13 protein-coding genes are annotated in these 19696 nt (G+C 35.5%); all 13 read left to right on the top strand.

Annotation, left to right across the window (positions count from 1 at the left end):
• The first annotated feature begins 441 nt into the window (after positions 1-441).
• The 13 genes from J3U74_RS03920 to J3U74_RS03860 all read left to right on the top strand — a co-directional run bounded on the left by J3U74_RS03920 (position 442) and on the right by J3U74_RS03860 (position 19696).
• Complete coding sequence (locus J3U74_RS03920; protein WP_220219196.1) at positions 442-1680, top strand: NRAMP family divalent metal transporter; 1239 nt, start codon at positions 442-444, stop codon at positions 1678-1680.
• Between the two features lie 9 nt (positions 1681-1689).
• On the top strand, positions 1690-2457 hold the full coding sequence (locus tag J3U74_RS03915) for a LamB/YcsF family protein (RefSeq protein WP_267328696.1): 768 nt from the start codon (positions 1690-1692) through the stop codon (positions 2455-2457).
• Positions 2458-2559: 102 nt separating this feature from the next.
• On the top strand, positions 2560-4158 hold the full coding sequence (locus J3U74_RS03910) for a 5-oxoprolinase/urea amidolyase family protein (RefSeq protein ID WP_416379759.1): 1599 nt from the start codon (positions 2560-2562) through the stop codon (positions 4156-4158).
• Entirely contained in the window at positions 4151-5896 is a 1746-nt protein-coding gene (locus J3U74_RS03905; protein ID WP_267328698.1) for an acetyl/propionyl/methylcrotonyl-CoA carboxylase subunit alpha, read from the top strand. The genes J3U74_RS03910 and J3U74_RS03905 overlap by 8 nt, the downstream gene beginning before the upstream one ends.
• 616 nt (positions 5897-6512) lie before the next feature.
• A complete protein-coding gene (locus J3U74_RS03900) occupies positions 6513-11054 on the top strand; it encodes an autotransporter outer membrane beta-barrel domain-containing protein (RefSeq protein WP_267328699.1) in 4542 nt (1513 codons plus the stop codon).
• Between the two features lie 212 nt (positions 11055-11266).
• The gene (sstT, locus tag J3U74_RS03895; protein WP_267328700.1) at positions 11267-12508 is read left to right on the top strand and encodes a serine/threonine transporter SstT; all 1242 of its coding nucleotides are present in this window, start codon (positions 11267-11269) and stop codon (positions 12506-12508) included.
• Between the two features lie 207 nt (positions 12509-12715).
• Positions 12716-13321, top strand: a complete 606-nt coding sequence (locus J3U74_RS03890) for a TetR/AcrR family transcriptional regulator (RefSeq protein WP_267328701.1) — start codon at positions 12716-12718, stop codon at positions 13319-13321.
• Between the two features lie 200 nt (positions 13322-13521).
• Positions 13522-14517 (top strand): MDR family oxidoreductase, encoded by a 996-nt coding sequence (locus J3U74_RS03885; RefSeq protein ID WP_267328702.1) that lies wholly within the window; start codon positions 13522-13524, stop codon positions 14515-14517.
• Positions 14518-14944: 427 nt separating this feature from the next.
• Positions 14945-15172, top strand: a complete 228-nt coding sequence (locus J3U74_RS03880) for a ChaB family protein (RefSeq protein WP_065563083.1) — start codon at positions 14945-14947, stop codon at positions 15170-15172.
• 122 nt (positions 15173-15294) lie between these two features.
• On the top strand, positions 15295-15579 hold the full coding sequence (locus J3U74_RS03875) for a YciI family protein (RefSeq protein WP_267328703.1): 285 nt from the start codon (positions 15295-15297) through the stop codon (positions 15577-15579).
• A gap of 164 nt (positions 15580-15743) precedes the next feature.
• A complete protein-coding gene (locus J3U74_RS03870) occupies positions 15744-17174 on the top strand; it encodes a 6-phospho-beta-glucosidase (protein WP_220219205.1) in 1431 nt (476 codons plus the stop codon).
• A 24-nt stretch (positions 17175-17198) separates the two neighbouring features.
• On the top strand, positions 17199-17516 hold the full coding sequence (locus J3U74_RS03865) for a PTS cellobiose transporter subunit IIB (protein WP_220219206.1): 318 nt from the start codon (positions 17199-17201) through the stop codon (positions 17514-17516).
• A 170-nt stretch (positions 17517-17686) separates the two neighbouring features.
• On the top strand, positions 17687-19696 hold the full coding sequence (locus J3U74_RS03860) for a BglG family transcription antiterminator (protein ID WP_267328704.1): 2010 nt from the start codon (positions 17687-17689) through the stop codon (positions 19694-19696).

Raw genomic sequence — 19696 nt, 5'->3', positions numbered from 1 at the left:
TCTCTTTCGAGTACTTTAGGGGTAGTGTGTAAGCCTTTCTGAATAGTGATTATAAAAATGATAGTTGAATTAATTTTGTCTATTAATTTTCAATATATGAACATTCGAAACTGGTTTTTTTGAGGGAAGTTTCTATAATAACTTTTCGGATGAGTAAAGTTATAAAAAATTACTTTGCACTTTCTACAAGCAATATTGCACCAAAATTTAAATAATGATATTTATTGCCGCTTTTCAGGGCTACAATTAAACTGTTTTGTAGGCTTTCATTGAGTGTTTGGAATGTTTTTTAGCTAATAAATGCTGTTAATTCCTTCAATGTGGTTAATAATTTATATCAATACTCATTGTTAACCATTTTCATAGTTATTGGCGATAACTATGGTATGGTAATTGCAATTATTTGTTAACAAGCAAAGCAACTATAGAAGGAACAGGCATATGGAAAATCAAAATAGCCATAGTGCAGCCGCTTTTGTAAAAAATCGTCGGGCTTCTTTAATCAGTGCTATTTTTTTAATGGCAACCTCGGCTATAGGCCCTGGTTTTATCACTCAAACCGCCACTTTTACCGTAACATTAGGTAGTGCTTTTGGATTCGGAATTTTGGCATCAATTATTATTGATTTTGTTGTGCAACAAAATATTTGGCGAGTGGTATCGTTAACTAAAATGTACTCTTCAGATATTGCTAACGCGACAATTCCCGGTAGTGGTTACCTATTGGCTGTGTTGGTGATATTTGGTGGCTTGGTTTTTAATATTGGTAACATCGCTGGAGCAGGTCTTGGCTTAAATGCACTGGTGGGTCTTGATCCTAAATGGGGTGGGGCAATAAGTGCTTTATTGGCTGTTTATATCTTTTCATCAAGTAAGGCCAGTCATTTTATTGATCGATTAATGATAGGTTTAGGATTATTAATGATTGGCTTAACATTATTTGTGCTCTTTGCAGCGCATCCGCCAATCGGGCAAGCTTTAACGCAAACAGTCTTTCCTAGTAATATTGATTTTGCATCGATTACAACCATTGTAGGTGGTACTGTCGGGGGTTATATTTCTTATGCCGGCGCACATCGTTTGTTGGATAAAAATATGGGTGGTGTGCATAATATTAAGCCAGTATCGACGGCGGCAACCCGAGGTATAATTGTTGTTGGCATTATGCGTTACATTTTGTTTTTAGCAATTTTAGGCGTTGTGGCAAGTGGGGTGACAATCGATATTTCAAGTTACGCTGCCAATCCTGCATCGCAGGCTTTTCAAGCTGCTTTAGGTGAGCTTGGTTTGCGTATTTTTGGCTTAATACTATGGGCTGCGGCATTAACCAGTATTATTGGAGCAGCTTATACTTCAATGACATTTATCACACCGTTTAAACGTAACATTACGAAAAAACAACGTCAAATGGCTACCATTGTATTTATTATCAGCTCTTTGGCTGTCTATTTAATAATGGGCACTGCACCTGTTGCATTATTGGTTTTTGCCGGTGGTTTTAATGGTTTAGTCTTACCACTAGGCTTAACAATATTTATTTATATTGGTTGGAAGCGATCCGATCTTATGTCTGGCTATCATTATCCTAGATGGTTATTATGGTCTGGTTTAATTGTTTGTATTATGACTTGGTATATGGGCGCAATGTCAGTTGTAACTATCTTTAATTATTTAAAATAAAGGATCAGCATGCCAGTTAATAAATTGATAGATTTAAATAGTGATCTTGGTGAGAGTTTTGGTCAATGGAAAATGGGTAATGATGAAGCGATACTCAAAATTGTCAGTAGTGCCAATGTAGCATGTGGTTTTCATGCAGGATCCCCGGAAGGAATTTTAAAGACGCTTAAAGCTGCTAAAGCCAATAATGTTAAGATCGGTGCACATGTCGCTTATCCTGATTTAGTCGGGTTTGGTCGGCGTAATATGGATATTGCATCAGACGAATTAACCGCTGATGTGATTTATCAAATTGGTGCGCTCAAAGGATTAGCAACTTCAATTGGTGCCAGCGTTGACTATGTAAAACCCCATGGGGCATTGTATAATACTATGGCGCATGATAAGCGTCAGGCAATGGCTGTCATTGATGCTATTTGTTCACTTGATGCTAATCTTGTTCTGGTGGCTCTGGCTGGATCTCCCCTTATTAATTGGGCAAAGGAAAATGGTTTAAATGTTGTAGCCGAAGCGTTTGCTGATCGTGCATATCATGCTAATGGAACTTTAGTTTCTCGCCATGAAAAAGGCGCTGTGTTGCATGATCCTCAATTAGTAGCCGAACGTATGTTACAATTGGTGAATGAAGGTGGTCTGATGTCAATTGAGGGAAAATTTGTTTCGATTGATGCCAGTTCGATTTGTGTTCATGGCGATAGTCCTGCTGCGTTAGCGATAGCGCAAAGTGTTCGTGATAAATTTCAACAAAATGGTATAACTGTTTCTTCGTTTGTTTAGATTATTTATGGTTAGATTCCTTAAGGTATCTCAACTGCGACCTTATATATTTTGGCTTTTAATTCTTGATGGATTTTCAGTTTTAGGCACTAGGAGTGTATGATGCGTTTTTTACCGGTTAATTTAGATGCACTAATGGTAGAACTAAATAGCCTTGAACAAACAATGGCGTTAACTGATCTATTGCATAATATGTTCAAACAATGGCATATCGAAGAAATTGTGCCAGCAGCGAGAACGATATTGATTCGTTTCAATCCGGTTCTTACTAATGCCTCTACAATTGCCAAACATGTTGCAACACTTGATATTTCAGCGGGAGTCATGCCTTCAGGTGAGTTAATTACTATACCTGTACAGTATCAAGGCGAGGATTTAGCGGACGTTGCTAATTATTTAGGTATCACGATTAGTGAAGTTATTGAGCGACACACTGAGCACGAATATCAAGTCGCTTTTTGTGGCTTTGCGCCTGGTTTTGCTTATATGGTATCAAAAGGCGCTAATCTTAATGTGCCACGTCGCCAATCACCTCGTATCCGCATTCCGGCTGGTTCGGTAGCCTTAGCCGGAGAATTTAGCAGTATTTATCCAAAGACTAGTCCTGGTGGGTGGCAATTAATTGGAATTACTCATGTTGCGGTATGGGATCTACATCGAAAAGAACCTGCATTACTAAAGCCCGGTAGTCGAGTTAATTTTATTGATGCCAGTAAGTCTGGGAAAATATACTCATTACCGATATCTAAAAAAGTCGAAGAAACCGATCATCTACAACACGATATTAAAATTCTACAGACTGGCTTACAAACATTATGGCAAGATGATGGTCGAATTGGTCAAGCAGCATTAGGCATTTCCGAGTCCGGAGCTATGGATAAAAGTGCGCTACATTGCGTGAATCGAGTAGTCGGTAATTCAATCAACACTCCGGCTTTAGAAATCACTCAAGGTGGATTTAAGGCACAGATAAACAGCGCCATGCTAGTTGCTGTAACTGGTGCTACATGTGACATTACTATTACTACCGCTAAGCAAGAAAAATATCACACAAGAATGTATGAGCCGATTCAATTAGAAAAAGGGGATATTATTGAGCTAGGAAATTGTCAATGTGGGGTCCGTAGTTATTTTGCTGTACGTGGTGGATTTGAAATAGCCCCTGTTCTAACCAGTTGTTCATATGACACGTTGGCACAAGTGGGACCTTCACCACTGAAAAATAATCAATATTTAGCACTTAGACACAAAAAACGATTAAATGCTGTATCATTAACTCAATTACCTTTAGTTAATTATCCTAGTTCAGATGATGTGGTTGAATTAGATATTGTATTAGGCCCTCGTACTGACTGGTTTACTCAACAGGCGATAACAAAGCTTTGTTCACAGCTATGGCATGTTACGCCGGCATCTAATCGTATTGGGCTACGATTATTAGGTGAAGAGCCATTGAGTCGTAAAATCCAGCAAGAATTACCAAGCGAAGGGACTTGTATTGGCGCAATTCAGATTCCAGCTAATGGCCAGCCAGTTCTATTTTTGAATGATCATCCATTGACAGGAGGTTATCCCGTCATTGGTGCAGTTTGTAATTATCATTTAGACTTAGCAGGTCAAATTCCTGTTAATGCTAAAATAAAATTTAATCCTATTGGAATGTTTAAAGAATTTATTGGGAGTTGTTCTGATCATGTCTGATTACAAAAAAATCACACATAAAGTGTTAATTGCTAATCGTGGTGAAATCGCGACTCGTATTATTCGTGCGTGTCGAGATTTGGGCTTTAAGTCGATTGCTATTTATGCTGATAATGATATAGATTCATTACATGTCCAAATGGCAGATGAAGCTTATGGTTTATCCGGGACTTTACCCAGTGAAAGTTATTTAAACATTGACAAAATAATTACTATCGCTAAAAAATCCGGTGCAACTATGGTGCATCCCGGATATGGTTTTTTATCCGAACGAGCCGAATTTGCCAAAGCGGTACAAGCAGCTGGATTAATATGGATTGGGCCAAATCCTGAAACAATTGAAATGCTCGGTGATAAAGTTCAGGCAAGGCAAATAGCCCTATCTGTTGGTGCTCCGTTAGTTTCTGGCACCAAGCAACCAGTTAAAGATGTAAAAGAAGTATTAGCGTTTGCTCAAGAGTTTGGATTACCTATTGCGATCAAAGCTGCTTTTGGCGGTGGTGGTCGCGGGTTAAAAGTTGCATGGCAAATTGAAGAAGTTGAAGAGCTTTATCACTCAGCGGTACGTGAAGCGACAGCTGCATTTGGCCGAGGAGAGTGTTTTTTAGAACAATTTCTATATCACCCTCGACATATCGAAGCTCAGATACTTGCTGATACATTGGGTAATGTTGTTGTCGTTGGTACACGAGATTGTTCATTGCAAAGACGTAATCAAAAACTTATTGAAGAGTCTCCTGCACCTTTTATTACTGAACAACTTGAGCAACAAATTATTAAAGCTTCGAAAGACATTTGTGTCAAAGCTAATTATGTCGGAGCGGGTACTGTCGAATTTTTATTAAGCCAGTCAGGTAAATTATCATTTTTAGAAGTAAATACGCGCTTACAAGTTGAACACCCTGTAACTGAAGAAACGACAGGTGTTGATCTCGTTGTTGAGCAACTACGCATCGCACAAGGTTTACCGCTGAGTATAAATCAAACACCGAAGCCCCGGTCACACGCAATTGAATTCCGAATAAATGCTGAAGATGCGGGTAACGGTTTTTTACCTACTTCAGGTATGATAAGCCTATTTGAACCGCCATCTGGTCCTGGAGTACGTTTAGATAGTGGTGTTAAAACAGGTTCAACGATTCCTGCTACTTTCGACTCTTTAATGGCTAAACTTATTATTACTGGGAATGATCGTAAGCAAGCAATTGCGCGAGCACGTCGAGCTTTGACTGAGTTTAACATAGAGGGAGTGGCTTCAGTGTTGCCTTTTCATCAGGCGGTCATTGAACATCCAGATTTTTGCCAACAATTTAATGTACACACTCGTTGGATTGAAACTGAGTTTAATAATGAAATTCAACCGGCTAAAAGACAAATCCCGCAAAATGAAGAAAGTATAACGCATACCTTTATAGAAATTGATGGCAAACGCTGTAAACTGGGGTTACCATCAAAATTGCTAACAGGCTTATCATTTCAAACTAATGCAACTATTGCCAGTTCTGAGCATTTAGATGTAAAGTATAACAATATTATTGTGGTATCACCTGTTTCAGGAAACTTATTTAAATGGGTCGTTGAGGATGGGCAAATTGTTAATGAAGGCGAAGTTATTGCTATAATGGAAGCAATGAAAATGGAAGTAACCGTTATTGCTCATCGTTCAGGAACTTTAAAACAAGCAATCAAAGAAGGTGAGTATATTAACGCTGACTGTAAGATTGCTCAGATTGATTAATTTTTATTAATAGTTTGTTTAGCGACGACAATAATAATTATAATAATTTCTTGTTTTAATTATCGGCATGAGAGTTCATTTCATGCCAATTTTTCTCCCTTTTATTCTTAATAAAAAGTCACTAATTGTCTGTTTTAACCTTGGTATAGTGAAACATACAGGTTAGCTTATTTCAGCTCAACGATAAGTTAAATTAATCTTTATTTAATATTCTAGTTTAATTAAATATAGGATCTTTCACGTTTATTAAAACGAAATTTACACAATCATATGTAAATTTTTATAATTCTATTGCGGTTTTTATCGGTATATGGTACAAATATTAACCGATAGTTCATCTTTTAAAATGTTTAGTTCCCCCGTTATTTGCTGGACTGTCATTAGCTTTTCTTTTTTCCATCTTTAATGTTTATAAATGATTTTGAGCTTTGTTTATCAATAAAGTAATGATTGTTTTATCTATATACGTGTTATCCAAGTGACTTAAAAAATAAATCCAGTATTTATTTTGAAATTAAAGGGATCACATTATTCAAAAAATTCAATTAATTCAGTTTTTCATGTTTTTAAATTAAAAATTGGATCATAACCAATATAAGATTCAGTGAGAGGGAATATGAATAAAATAAATAAGTTAATTTGGAGCGCACGTTGTCAATGTGCTGTTGACAATTCAGGGAAGGCAAAATCTAAAAGCAAAGCTTTTTTACTTAATTTCATTACTACAACAAGCATTACATTAGCGATGACCAACCCAAGTTTTGCTCAATGTATAACTAATGATCCAAATAATCAGGCATGTACAGGTGATGTAAATAATACCAACGGCAATGGATATGAAAATACAGTCCCTTCTAATGTCACAAATTTTACTTTTATTCAATCTAATGGCTCTATTACAGGTAGTCAAAATGGAGTCGAGATTATTCACCAAGGCAATGGTATTTTGACTATCAATACGCTGGGGAAAATATTTGGTAACGGAGGGGATGGGATTAATGCCCAAAATAGTAGTAATTCACAAGATATCAAAATAACTCAATTAGTTAATGGTGAATCGAGAGGAAGTAAATCCGGTATAGCGGCAACTAATAACGGTAGAGGTTCAACAATCATTAATACTTCAGGTACAGTTGTGGGTAATCAAGATAATGGTATATCTGTACTCAATGGCAATCAAGCATCTGATGTGACGGTTAATCAGTCAAATGGTAATATTGAAGGTCATAATCGTGGGATAAGTGTTGAAAATCACAGCCAAGGCATATCCGAAATTATTGTTTCGGGTAAAGTAAATGGTTTAAGTAATGAAGGTATATTTGTAAAAAATAACACAGGCAGTAAAAATATTACAATCAATCAATATGACGATAGTAATGTAAGTGGTCAAAGTTATGGTTTAGCAACGTATAATAATGGTAATCAACAAACCGATATCACTATTGCCGGTAATGTTGAAGGACGTAATATGGATGCTATTTATTCAGAGTCGGCTAGTACAGCCTCAGATGTTTTTCTAACACAAATGGTTGATTCTGTAATTAAAGGTCATAATAACGGTATAAATATTATGAATAATGGCCTGGGAGCTAGCGATATAACAATTTCTGGTTCGGTAACAGGCGAGCAAATAGATGGTATTGTAGCGAAAAATCAGGCTAATACTACAACGGCTATGTCTTTAAAACAATTGAGTGGTAGTATTTTCGGTCATGTAAACGGACTTAATTTATTGAATAATGGTAATGGCGATATTGGCATTTTAACGAAAAATAGTATCCAAGGCGAGCAGCAAGACGGTATTATTGCTCAAAATGCGGCAAATTCCGGTAATATAAGATTAAATCAAACATCAGGCTCGATCAAAGGTCATAATAATGGCATAAATATCCTTAATAATGGAACAAAATCAACTTTTATCTCAACTTCAGGAACTGTTGAGGGAGAGCAAAACGACGGAATTAAAGTTATCAACAGTAGTCAAACCTTGAATGGTGTATCTATTATTCAGTCGAATGGTAAAATTCATGGTAACCTAAATGGTATAAATCTAGTCAATAATGGTCAAGGTAGTATCACTTCACTTGAGATTTCTAAGGAAGTTATTGGCGCTTCAAACGATGGTATCGTGGCAGTAAACGCTGACAAAACAGGGGATTTAAATTTTATTCAACCTTCCGGTAATATTACTGGTAGATTAAGAGGTGTTAACCTTCATAATAGTGGGACAGGTAATACTAATATTAACTTATTTGGTAATATCACTGGTCAAGTAAATGAAGGTTTAATAGTCCAAAATGGCATTGAAGCTAATAAATTAATCTTTATACAAGCGTCTGGTATTGTCACCGGTATGTTAAATGGTGTTTCACTTATAAATGGAGGCACTGGCTCAACCCAGATATCAACATCGGGTGTCATTGAAAGTATTCAGCAACATGGTATGTCTGTTGTAAATGCAGCCAACAGTCTTAATCTATCTTATGAGCAACAGTCTGGTACGATTTCTGGTTATTATAATGGACTAAATTTTACTAACAAGGGCATTTCTACTACTTCTCTGTCTCTGGCCGGTAATATTATAGGTAAAAATGCTGATGCGATTGTTGTGGAGAATGATATAACTACGGGTCAATTACATCTGGAGACCTTAAGTAATAGTTATATAAAAGGTCATAGCAAAGGTATTAATCTGATTAATAAAGGATCGGCTCAAACCGTAGTTGCCATTGCGAATAGAGTTGAAGGCGAGCAAGATGATGCAATTTATGTTTCAAATCAGAATAATACAACTGACTTGCTAGTTTCTCAAACAGGAACTGAGTTAATCAAAGGAAAAAAAAATGGTATAGAACTTGAAAACTCAGGATTAGGTCAAACTAAATTTATTGCACATAGCGGAGTCGTCATCGGTCAAGATGAGTCAGGTATCGTTATAACTCACAGTAACTTGAGTCATGATATCGAGGTTGATCAAAAAGCAGGTGTAATTTATGGTAAAAACAATGGCATTAAGATTAATAACAATGGGTTAGGTTCAACAAATATTAATATTAATGGTAATGTATATGCAAATGGGACAGATGCTGCCAATAATCTCGATGCGGGTATCTATACAACAGGTAAATCGGATACAACAACCAATATTAACCTTAACAATGGCGCTAATGTTTATTCAGTTCTTGGGACAGCGATAAAAAATGAAGTTACCAATTCTATAATTAATCTTAATAATGGTTCTAGAGTTAGCGGTAAAATTTTGCTAGGAACGGGTAATGATACGCTTAATATCAATGAAGGCTCAGATATTTCAGAATTAACCAAGATTGATGGTGGGCATCAATATATTCGAGCTGGTTCATCAAATGAAATAGATATACTTAACTTTAGCACTCATCTGACAGGATCTTCTGATTCAGTAGGTAGCCGTGGCGATATAGCGATTCTTGATTGGGAAAATATTAATGTTGGTACAAACGGCAGATTATCATTAACTGGTAATTTAAATACTGATAAACTTACACTAAGTTCGAACTCTATTTTAGATTTTGTCCCAACGTTACATCAAGCTACAGTAAGTGGCGATGTTTATAATAGTGGTACTATCGCGCTGAATAATAACTATACTGGCGATAATCTTACTATAACAGGTAATTATATTGGTAATAATGGACAGCTTTTGCTTGATACAGTGGTGCAAGATAGTAATAGCTTAACCGATAAGTTAATAATTGGTGGAAATGCTTCAGGAAACACATTAGTTAAAATAACCAATATTGGTGGATTAGGTGCAGATACAGGCACAACTAATGGTATTGAAATTGTCAATGTAAATGGAGTGAGTTCGAACGATGCTTTTAATTTAGATGGGACACATTTAGATGTCGGCGCTTATGAATACTATTTACATAAAGGTGATATTAATCAAGAAAATAACAATTGGTATTTACGTTCTTACAAACCAACTAATCCAACTAATCCAACCAATCCAACCAATCCAACCAATCCAGTAAATCCAGTTAACCCGGTAAATCCAGTTAACCCGGTAAATCCAGTTGACCCGGTGAATCCAGTTAACCCAGTAAATCCAGTTAACCCAGTAAATCCAGATAAACCAAACCCACCAGTAAATCCAGATAAACCAGAACCACCGGTTAATCCGGATAAACCAGAACCACCGATTAACCCGGTTTCACCGAGCAAGGTTGCTTATCGTAAGGAAGTGCCAATGTTTGCAGCTGTTGCTGCACAATTACGCCAAGCTGATTTGATTATGCAAGCGAACATGCATCAACGTATAGGTAATACCTTATTAGGGGATTCTCGTATTAGTTGGGGGCGAATTATCACTGAGAGAACTGATATAAAACAAAACGGCATAGCAAATTCGCATAGTAAAGGCAATTATGCCGGTTTACAAGTTGGTAGTGATATTTGGAAAGATGAAAATAGTTATTGGCGAGCTGGGGCATATTTCGGATTTTTACATGGTAGTTTAGATATAAATGGTTTTGCTAGTACAATTAACGGTCATGCAGGCAAGAATAAATTAAATTCCTATTTCTTAGGTGCGTACGGTAACTACATGGATGATGACGGAACATATTTAGATTTGGTCTTACAAGGCAGTCGTCATAAAGTTGACATCAAACCAAATAGCAACAAGAACAGCTCTGAAAAAGGTTACGGTATAAGTGTTTCTGCTGAAGCAGGTAAACCATTTGATTTGAATTATTATGATTGGCGAATTGAACCTCAATTACAAATTATTCATCAATGGCTAGATATTAATAATAGTCATATCAGTGGTAACACTACCGTTAAACAAAGTCATAACAATTCTTGGCTTTTTCGAGTGGGCGCGCGACTTGAAAATCATTTTCAGACAGAATCCGGAACGTTGCGTCCTTATGCTCGTATAAATTTATACTATTCACCCGATGGGGCTGATCGTGTAACGTTTGAAAGTCCAAGTGTTGCTACTAAGTTTAATAGTGGTGCCGGTTACACCAGTACAGAACTTGCTATAGGTGGAAGTTATGAGTTTAATCGTGATGTCAGTGCCTATACGGAAATTGGTCATATTTGGTCTAATAGTGGTGATGCAAATGTGAAAGCGCCAATTAATGGTTCAATAGGTATTAGAGCTAACTGGTAACATAACTAGCAAGCTAAGTTTTTAATCTAACTGACCGATACTTTATATAATTAAGGTATCGGTTTTTTTATTGATCCATATTTATGGTAATTAATCTTAATAATTAACCAAAGTTATATATAAAAAAAGATTATGATAAATTTTTTTTCTACAAGTTTATATCTTATTTGTGTTAAGGTTTGAGCTTCATGTTAGAAAAATAGGGAAATACCATGACTCACTCAACCAATCCTTTGATACGTTTTTACTTTAAAGTAGGGTTGATTCCTCAAATCTTATTGGGCCTGATTTTAGGTATAACACTGGCTTTTTTTTCCAAAGATACTGCCTTAAACATGTCGTTACTCGGTGGGCTTTTCATTAATGCGTTACAATCAGTTGCGCCAATATTGGTATTGACTTTAGTTATCGCTTCAATATCAAACCATCAACATGGCAAAAAAGCGAATATGGGGATACTTTTATCACTCTATTTAGCCGGAATGATATTTGCTGCTCTATTAGCTACTTTAGCAAGCTTTTTATTTCCGTCTCAAATCACATTAGGTAATGACATTGAGCAAATTAAATTAAAGCCTCCTAGTGGCATCAAAGATGTTTTAATAACTTTGTTAGATAAAATGATAGATAATCCGGTTAATGCGCTTGCTAATGCAAATTATATTGGTTTAATCATTTGGGGCGTCGGTATTGGATTTGCATTAAGACATGCAAGTGAATCAACAAAAATCATGATGAATGATCTCTCATATGCCATTTCATTTATTGTCAGAATTATTATTCGTTTTGCACCTTTAGGTGTGTTTGGATTAATCTCTTCCACATTGGCAAAAGATGGTTTTGGTGAGTTATATAAATATGCGCATTTATTAATTGTGCTTTTATCATGTATGTTTATTGTTGCGTTGGTGATTAATCCACTTTTAGCATTCTTAGTCATGCGTAAAAACCCTTACCCATTGGTCTTTACATCATTAAAAGAAAGTGCAATACCTGCATTTTTTACCCGTAGCTCTGCGGCAAATATTCCGGTTAATATTGAAATTTGTAAACGTTTAAAAGTGGATGAAGATACCTATTCAGTAGCCGTGCCTTTGGGAGCTGCAATCAATATGTCAGGCGCTGCAATAACCATTACAGTTTTGACTTTAGCAACTGTTAATTCAATGCCTTACATTCATGTTGATACTTATTCAGCGGTATTGCTGTGTATTGTTGCTGCAATTTGTGCTTGTGGCGCATCTGGTGTAGCGGGTGGGTCATTATTGTTGATTCCGGTCGCTTGTAGTATGTTCGGTATACCAAACGATATATCTCTCAAAGTTATCACTATCGGTTTTGCAATTGGTGTTATTCAAGACTCGGTTGAAACCGCACTGAATTCTTCAAGCGATGTAGTTTTTATTGGTGCAGTATCAGAAGCATCAAAAAATAAAAAAGTCGCCGAAAAATAGTATCACAATTAATAAGATTGAATGATTTTGAAATGCATTTTTAGTATCATTCAATCTTTAATTTAAGAGTTTATCAACATTATCATTGTAATAACTTTACTCAAAATTCTTCTTCAATTTATGGTAATAAATAAACTCATTGCTTTTGCGAAAGTGACTATTTATTATTGAGCGCAAGATTATTATTGATAGTGGATCTTATTTGTCATGTCATTTCAATCAACCACAAAAAAAGAAAATGGAACAAAAGCGGCATTGATTCGAAGCGGTGTCGAGATGATGACAACTTACGGTTATGTTTCATCAAATATTGAAAGTATCTTAAAACAAGTCGGTGTTCCCAAAGGATCTTTCTATTATTACTTCAAAAGTAAAGAAGAATTTGGACGGACGATTATAGCCAGTTATGATAGCTTTTTTGCTCATAAATTAGATAAACATTTAACAAATATGTCAATTAACTCCCCATTAGCAAGAATTCATGCCTTTTATGAAGATGCTAAAAAGGGAATGGAAAAATATGATTTTAATCGAGGCTGTTTGATTGGTGAACTGATTCAAGAAGAATCATTACTTCCCGGTGGTTATGCTTTGCTGTTGGAGCAAATCTTACAAAGCTGGCAAACTAAGATTGAAAATTGTTTATTACTTGCGCAGCAATCAGGAGAAATTAATACTCATACTGATTGTAAAGCACTGGCCGCTTTTTTTTGGATTGGTTGGGAAGGGGCAGTAACGCGTAGTAAATTGGTCAAAAACTCAACACCACTCGATCTTTTTATAGAGCTTTTTCTAAATAAAATAATTTCTTAACACATCTTTTGAATGTTATGTTTATTTCTATCGCTATGTGAAATAAATTGTTTTTGCTGTATTGTCTTTTACTAGACGATCGGTCTATAATTTCTAGACCGATCGTCTATAAGGAAAATCATTAGGTTAGTTCAATATTTAACTTGATGAATTAAGCAAATAAACCAACTTTACATTCAGATATGTAATAAGGAGTAAGCATGTCATTTAAAGCTATTTTGTTAGATAAAAATGATACTACCGGTTTTTCGGCCTCTATAAAAACAATTGATAAACAATTGCTTGTTACTCAACAAGGCGATACCTTGGTTAAGGTGCTATATTCAAGTATTAACTATAAAGATGCTTTGGCGTTAACCAATAAAAGTCCTGTTGTTAGGCAATGGCCTATGGTGCCGGGTATTGATGGTGTCGGTACAGTTATTGAATCTAGCAATGATCGTTATCATGCTGGTGATGCTGTTATTTTAAATGGTTGGGGATGTGGTGAAACCCATTGGGGGTGTCTGGCGCAATATGCTTACTTAAAATCAGATTGGTTAATTCCATTACCCCAAAATATCACACCCTATCAATCGATGATTATTGGCACCGCCGGATATACTGCTGCATTATGTGTAAAACGTATTGTTGATTTTGGGATAAAACCGCAGAGCGGAACGGTACTTGTGACAGGGGCGAGTGGCGGAGTTGGCTCAGTTGCGGTAGCTTTATTAAGCAAATTGGGTTATCAAGTTACTGCATCAACAGGTAAATTAACTGACAAAGAATATTTACACAAACTTGGTGCCAGCAATATTATTGATAGTAAACAGTTGAAAGAGGCGGGTAAACCTCTACAAAAAGAACAGTGGTCAGCCGTTGTCGATGTGGTTGGTTCTCATACCTTAGCTAATGTATGTGCCCAAACTCAATATGGTGGTATTGTAGCCTGTTGTGGGCTAGCACAAGGAATGGATTTCCCGGCAACTGTCGCACCTTTTATTTTGCGCGGGGTAACATTGGCAGGTATCGACAGCGTAATGGCAAGTTATGATAATCGTATTGCCGCATGGAACTTGTTAGCTCAGTATTTAGATGATAAAACTTTGGCTCATATAGGCAATACTATTCGTTTAGACGAGTGTGTTGATACTGCGCAGAACATGATAGCAGGCCAAATAAAAGGTCGTTTTGTGGTAGATGTGAACAAATAAAATAACGTTATATTGAATTTAATACAGATTTTTGCTGTGTTATTGAACGCAATTCATTTTTTATTTAGATTTGTTGGTTTTCTATGATTAGCAAAATCGTCACCTATGCAAAACATAGTAGCTAAATTATTTACTGTCAAGTATTTAGCTACTTTGCATGTGTTAGCCGTTTTCAACTATTCAATTGGATAGTTTTGTTAATTACACTAAAGGTTAGCTATTTGGATCTTATTTTTAGCCAAAATATCGCAATGGTGAGCTAGCTGATAAAAGAAAAAGATAGGGTGATTAATCAAAGCAAATTAAAACTTGTATTCTTGCCAAAAAGAGACTAAATTTTAAACGTATTTTGATTTTGTAGCAGCTTTAACTTTTACCGTTTTTAAATTTTCATTCATGTATGACTAATTTATAGAGGAAATGTTATATGCCATATCAAACACGAGATGATTTACCCGAATCTGTACGCCATGTTTTACCCGAACATGCTCAAGATATTTTTAAAGAAGCTTTTAACAATGCCATAAAAGAGTACCAAGATCCCAAGAAAAGACGAGATAAAAGTTCGCCAGAGCAAATCGCATTTAGAGTGGCGTGGTCAGCTGTAGAAAAGGTTTACCGCAAAAATGAAAATGGTCAATGGGAACGCAAGTAAAAACTCAATACTATAAATGCTATCAAGTCCACAACTAAGTTATTATAGATATGGGTTTATTATCAATATGAATAGTCAATAAAAACTAGCTATTAAGCTGGTTTTTTATATGGAGAATTATTATGTTTATATTCACCCTCACTTATATTAAACCCATTAATGAAGTTGAAAAATTTTTACAGCAGCATATCGATTACCTTGAAGAGAATTATCGATTGGGACATTTTATTGCTTCAGGCCGAAAAGTGCCACGTACTGGTGGTGTGATACTTTGTCGTGCTGAGAATAAAGAACAAGCGTTAACTATAATGCAAAAAGATCCGTTTTATATTCAGCAAATTGCCCAGTACGATATTATCGAATTTGTACCGTCCAAATATACCACTGGTTTTGAACAATTTATTTAGTTAATAATTACGGTAAGGGCAATTTAATTTTTTTAAGCATCACGCTTTTATATCTATTTTCTTTGCTTATATTTTCCTGATCAATACGGAAAAAGTTGGTTAGTAATTCAAATTTTTTCCTTTTATACTGAATTTAATCTCTCATTTAATACAGGTATTTGATCATGAATAATAAAGGTTTACCAAAGGATTTTTTATGGGGTGGTGCGGTTGCTGCACATCAATTAGAAGGCGCATGGCAAGCCGGAGGAAAAGGTATCAGCGTTGCTGATGTCATGACTGTTGGTTCCCCAAAAAGTTATCGAAAAATTACCGAAGGGATAATAGAAGGTGAGTATTATCCCAATCATGAAGCTATCGATTTTTATCATCATTATAAAGAAGATATTAAGCTATTTGCTGAAATGGGTTTTAAATGTTTTAGAACTTCGATTGCATGGACTCGAATTTTTCCTAAAGGTGATGAACTGGCACCCAATGAAGAAGGCCTAAAATTTTATGATGATTTATTTGATGAATGTTTAAAATACAATATTGAACCAGTTGTTACCCTCTCACATTTCGAATTACCTTACTATTTAGTTACGGAGTATGGTGGTTTTCGTAATCGTAAATTAATTGATTTCTTTGTGCGCTTTGCAGAGGTCTGCTTTGATCGTTACAAAAATAAAGTCAAATATTGGATGACGTTTAATGAAATCAATAATCAAGCCAATTTTGATGAAGACTTTGCCCCGTTTACTAACTCTGGTATCTACTATAAAGCTGGCGATGATCGTGAACAAATAATGTATCAAGCAGCACATTATGAATTGGTCGCTAGTGCAAAAGCTGTCCAAATTGGTCATGCTATCAATCCTGATTTTCAAATTGGTTGTATGATTGCCGTTGTTCCAATCTATCCGGAAACCTGTAAACCAGGTGATATCTTAATGGCTCAAAAAGTCATGGAACGTAAGTATTTCTTTACTGATGTTCATGTTCATGGTCAATATCCTAATCATATTATCAAATACTGGCAACGCAAAGGCTTTAAATTAGACGTGACAAGCCAAGATCTCGAAGTATTAGAAAACGGTACAGTCGATTACATTGGTTTTAGTTATTACATGTCTAATGCGATTAGAAAAAAATCAGATAACTATGAATATAACGAAAAAACCGATTTAATTGGTAATCAATACGTTAAAAAATCTGATTGGGGTTGGCAGATCGATCCGGAAGGTTTGCGCTACACATTAAACTGGCTAACTGATATGTATCACTTGCCGCTTTTCATTGTGGAAAATGGTTTTGGTGCTTATGATAAAGTCGAAGCCGACGGTAGTGTCCATGATACGTATCGGATTGAATATTTACGTGAACACATTAAACAAATGAAATTAGCGGTGGAAGAAGACGGCGTGGATCTAATGGGCTATACCCCATGGGGATGCATCGATTTAGTATCAGCCGGAACGGGCGAAATGGAAAAACGTTACGGATTTATCTATGTTGATAAAGACAATAAAGGTAATGGAACGTTAAAACGTAGCCGTAAAGATTCATTTGCATGGTACAAGAAAGTCATTGAATCAAACGGCGAAATCTTATAATGGATCACTCTTTTAGGAGAAACTATGAAAAAAGCGTTAATTATTTGTGCCGCAGGCATGTCTTCCTCATTAATGGCTAAAAAAGTAACAGAATATTTTGCCAGTCAAGGCAAAGAAATCGTATTGGACGCAGTATCTGCCACGGAAGGTGGAAATATGATTAAAGACAGTGATTTTTCACTCTTTTTAATTAGCCCCCAAACGATGATGATGCTCGATAAATTTAAAAAAATGGGAGATGAAGCAGGTAAGCCGGTGGTAAGCATTCCTTTCCAAGCTTATATACCAATTCAATCAGGTATTGAGCAACTGGCTAAATTAACAGAGGAAAATCTTAAATAATTCTTTGTCACTATCCTATCAGTTTAACGATAGGATTTGGGCACTGTCTATTGATGATGTTTAATAGCAGTGCCTGATTATCTTACTGGATGTGAGAACTTATCTTAACGATAAGAGTAATTGCAATATTATTGATAATATCGTTTTAGTGACTATAGGTATGGATGATAATGATCAAAAATAAACAACGTGATCTTATAAGTTTATTAGTTCGTTCTAAAAACCTTTTTAAGAGCAGTGCTACATTGGCAAGTGAATTATCATTATCCGATCGGACTGTACGTACTTATCTCAATGATCTTAAATCACTCATTGAAAAAAATGGTGGATTGATAATCAGTAAGCAAGGTTATGGTTACCAGCTGCAAATTAAAGATAGAACTGCATTTAATCAATTTTTAATTGAACACCATTTGTTAGATCGCAGTGAGGAACAATCAAATTACCGTGAATTGAGTCAAAGAAGACACTATATTCTTAATCTGCTTTTATTAGAATGCCAAAAAATTGATATCGAGACTTTATCCGAACAATTATTTATTAGTTCATCGCAGTTAAATAAAGATATCCAAGAAATTAAAAATCAACTCCAATCTTTTGAGCTTACCATAAAAAAGAGTAAATCTTTGCTTTCTGTTGAAGGCGACGAAAAAGCAAAAAGACACTTTATTATGAGCTATTTTTTTCATGAAGAGTCGATTAACTTTTTGCAACGCTTAACGTATTTCAATAAGTTTGGTGATGCAATTTGCTTTGATACCTTGACCATTATCATCTTAGATGAATGTCGTGAAGCGAATATCAAATTATCTGATGTTATGATGCAAAACATCGTACTTCATCTGTCACTGAGTATTAAACGTTTACAATCAGGACTTTCAATACAAAATCTTGATCTGCCAGATAAAGCTAAAGAGAGCTTAGAATATCAAGTTGCTAAAAAAATTATTGATAGGGTTGAAACGGTTATCGGTTTTCATTTTCCAAAAGAAGAGCAGATGTATTTGACTTTACATTTAATGAGTAAGTCAAATTTAATTCAGCAAGATTTAGATTCAGAACTCTATTTATCGCTTAGCAATTTACTTATTAAGATTCAACAAGAGACCGGTTATCGGTTTTATAAAGATGAACAGTTAAAAAAAGGGCTAATTCAACATTTAAAGCCAATGTTAGTCCGATTAGAGCAGAAAATTAAGTTAGAAAATCCATTGCTAAATGAAATTAAAGCCAGTTCGCCGGAGCTCTTTGAACTGGTAAAACACTACCTTAGCCAATTGAGTAATTTAGCTCGCTATACCATTCATGATGATGAATGGGGGTATTTAACACTGCACTTTTTAGCTTCCATTGAAAAACTCAAAAATGAACAAAAAGCAAAAGTATTGATTATTTGCGCTACCGGTTTAGGCAGTGCGCAATTACTCAAAAATCGGATTGAGAACGAGTTTGATGAACGTATTAAAATTGTTGCTACCCGTGGTTACTATGAAATAGAGCCAGAAATGCTTGATGAAATTGACTTTATTATTTCATCGGTTGATCTCTCATCAAAAGTTTTTAAAGTTCCGGTATTTCACGTTTCAGTCTTTTTAACCGAACAAGATGTACAACAAATTCGCCGCTATCTTGCATCACGCAGAGTGCAAATATCGGCACGTAAAGATCTAATTGCAACATCTAATCCAACCAGCACACCGGAACATTTAGTACATATAGAACAAATTGTCGATGATTTATTGGCAGATTACTTTATATGTTGTCATCAAGCTAAAAATAAAGAGCAGATACTTAATCGATTACTTGATCGGTTGGCGGTAAATGAAGCATGTAGCTACAGGCAAGAAATGATAAAACAAATTGAAAATCGTATGACATTAGGTGATATATTTTTTAGTCCAACTATTGTCGTTCCGCATCCGGCAATTGCTGTAGGGCGGTTATCTAAAATTGGCATCGCCGTCTTACCAAATGGTCTAAGTTGGGATGAACATCATCCTAATATTCATTTCATATTTATGATTTCGCCTTCAATTTATCAAAATACTAATCTAGCTATGATGACTAAAGCCATCGTTAACTTGATTGATGATCAACAAATGCAAGAAAAATTATTAAAGACACAAAATTTTGACCAGTTTAAACAACTTTTTATTCAACTCATTGAAAAAGGGGCATAG

The sequence above is a fragment of the Gilliamella sp. B3892 genome, assembly GCF_026536305.1.
Classification (GTDB): Bacteria; Pseudomonadota; Gammaproteobacteria; order Enterobacterales; family Orbaceae; genus Gilliamella.
The sequence above is the reverse complement of the archived record's forward strand: the minus strand, read 5'-3'. Positions and strand labels throughout refer to the sequence as shown.

Excerpts from the sequence above, each read along its gene's own strand:
- J3U74_RS03920 (WP_220219196.1), top strand. The coding sequence starts at position 442 with ATGGAAAATCAAAATAGCCATAGTGCAGCCGCTTTTGTAAAAAATCGT.
- J3U74_RS03915 (WP_267328696.1), top strand. The coding sequence starts at position 1,690 with ATGCCAGTTAATAAATTGATAGATTTAAATAGTGATCTTGGTGAGAGT.
- J3U74_RS03910 (WP_416379759.1), top strand. The coding sequence starts at position 2,560 with ATGCGTTTTTTACCGGTTAATTTAGATGCACTAATGGTAGAACTAAAT.
- J3U74_RS03905 (WP_267328698.1), top strand. The coding sequence starts at position 4,151 with ATGTCTGATTACAAAAAAATCACACATAAAGTGTTAATTGCTAATCGT.
- J3U74_RS03900 (WP_267328699.1), top strand. The coding sequence starts at position 6,513 with ATGAATAAAATAAATAAGTTAATTTGGAGCGCACGTTGTCAATGTGCT.
- sstT (WP_267328700.1), top strand. The coding sequence starts at position 11,267 with ATGACTCACTCAACCAATCCTTTGATACGTTTTTACTTTAAAGTAGGG.
- J3U74_RS03890 (WP_267328701.1), top strand. The coding sequence starts at position 12,716 with ATGTCATTTCAATCAACCACAAAAAAAGAAAATGGAACAAAAGCGGCA.
- J3U74_RS03885 (WP_267328702.1), top strand. The coding sequence starts at position 13,522 with ATGTCATTTAAAGCTATTTTGTTAGATAAAAATGATACTACCGGTTTT.
- J3U74_RS03880 (WP_065563083.1), top strand. The coding sequence starts at position 14,945 with ATGCCATATCAAACACGAGATGATTTACCCGAATCTGTACGCCATGTT.
- J3U74_RS03875 (WP_267328703.1), top strand. The coding sequence starts at position 15,295 with ATGTTTATATTCACCCTCACTTATATTAAACCCATTAATGAAGTTGAA.
- J3U74_RS03870 (WP_220219205.1), top strand. The coding sequence starts at position 15,744 with ATGAATAATAAAGGTTTACCAAAGGATTTTTTATGGGGTGGTGCGGTT.
- J3U74_RS03865 (WP_220219206.1), top strand. The coding sequence starts at position 17,199 with ATGAAAAAAGCGTTAATTATTTGTGCCGCAGGCATGTCTTCCTCATTA.
- J3U74_RS03860 (WP_267328704.1), top strand. The coding sequence starts at position 17,687 with ATGATCAAAAATAAACAACGTGATCTTATAAGTTTATTAGTTCGTTCT.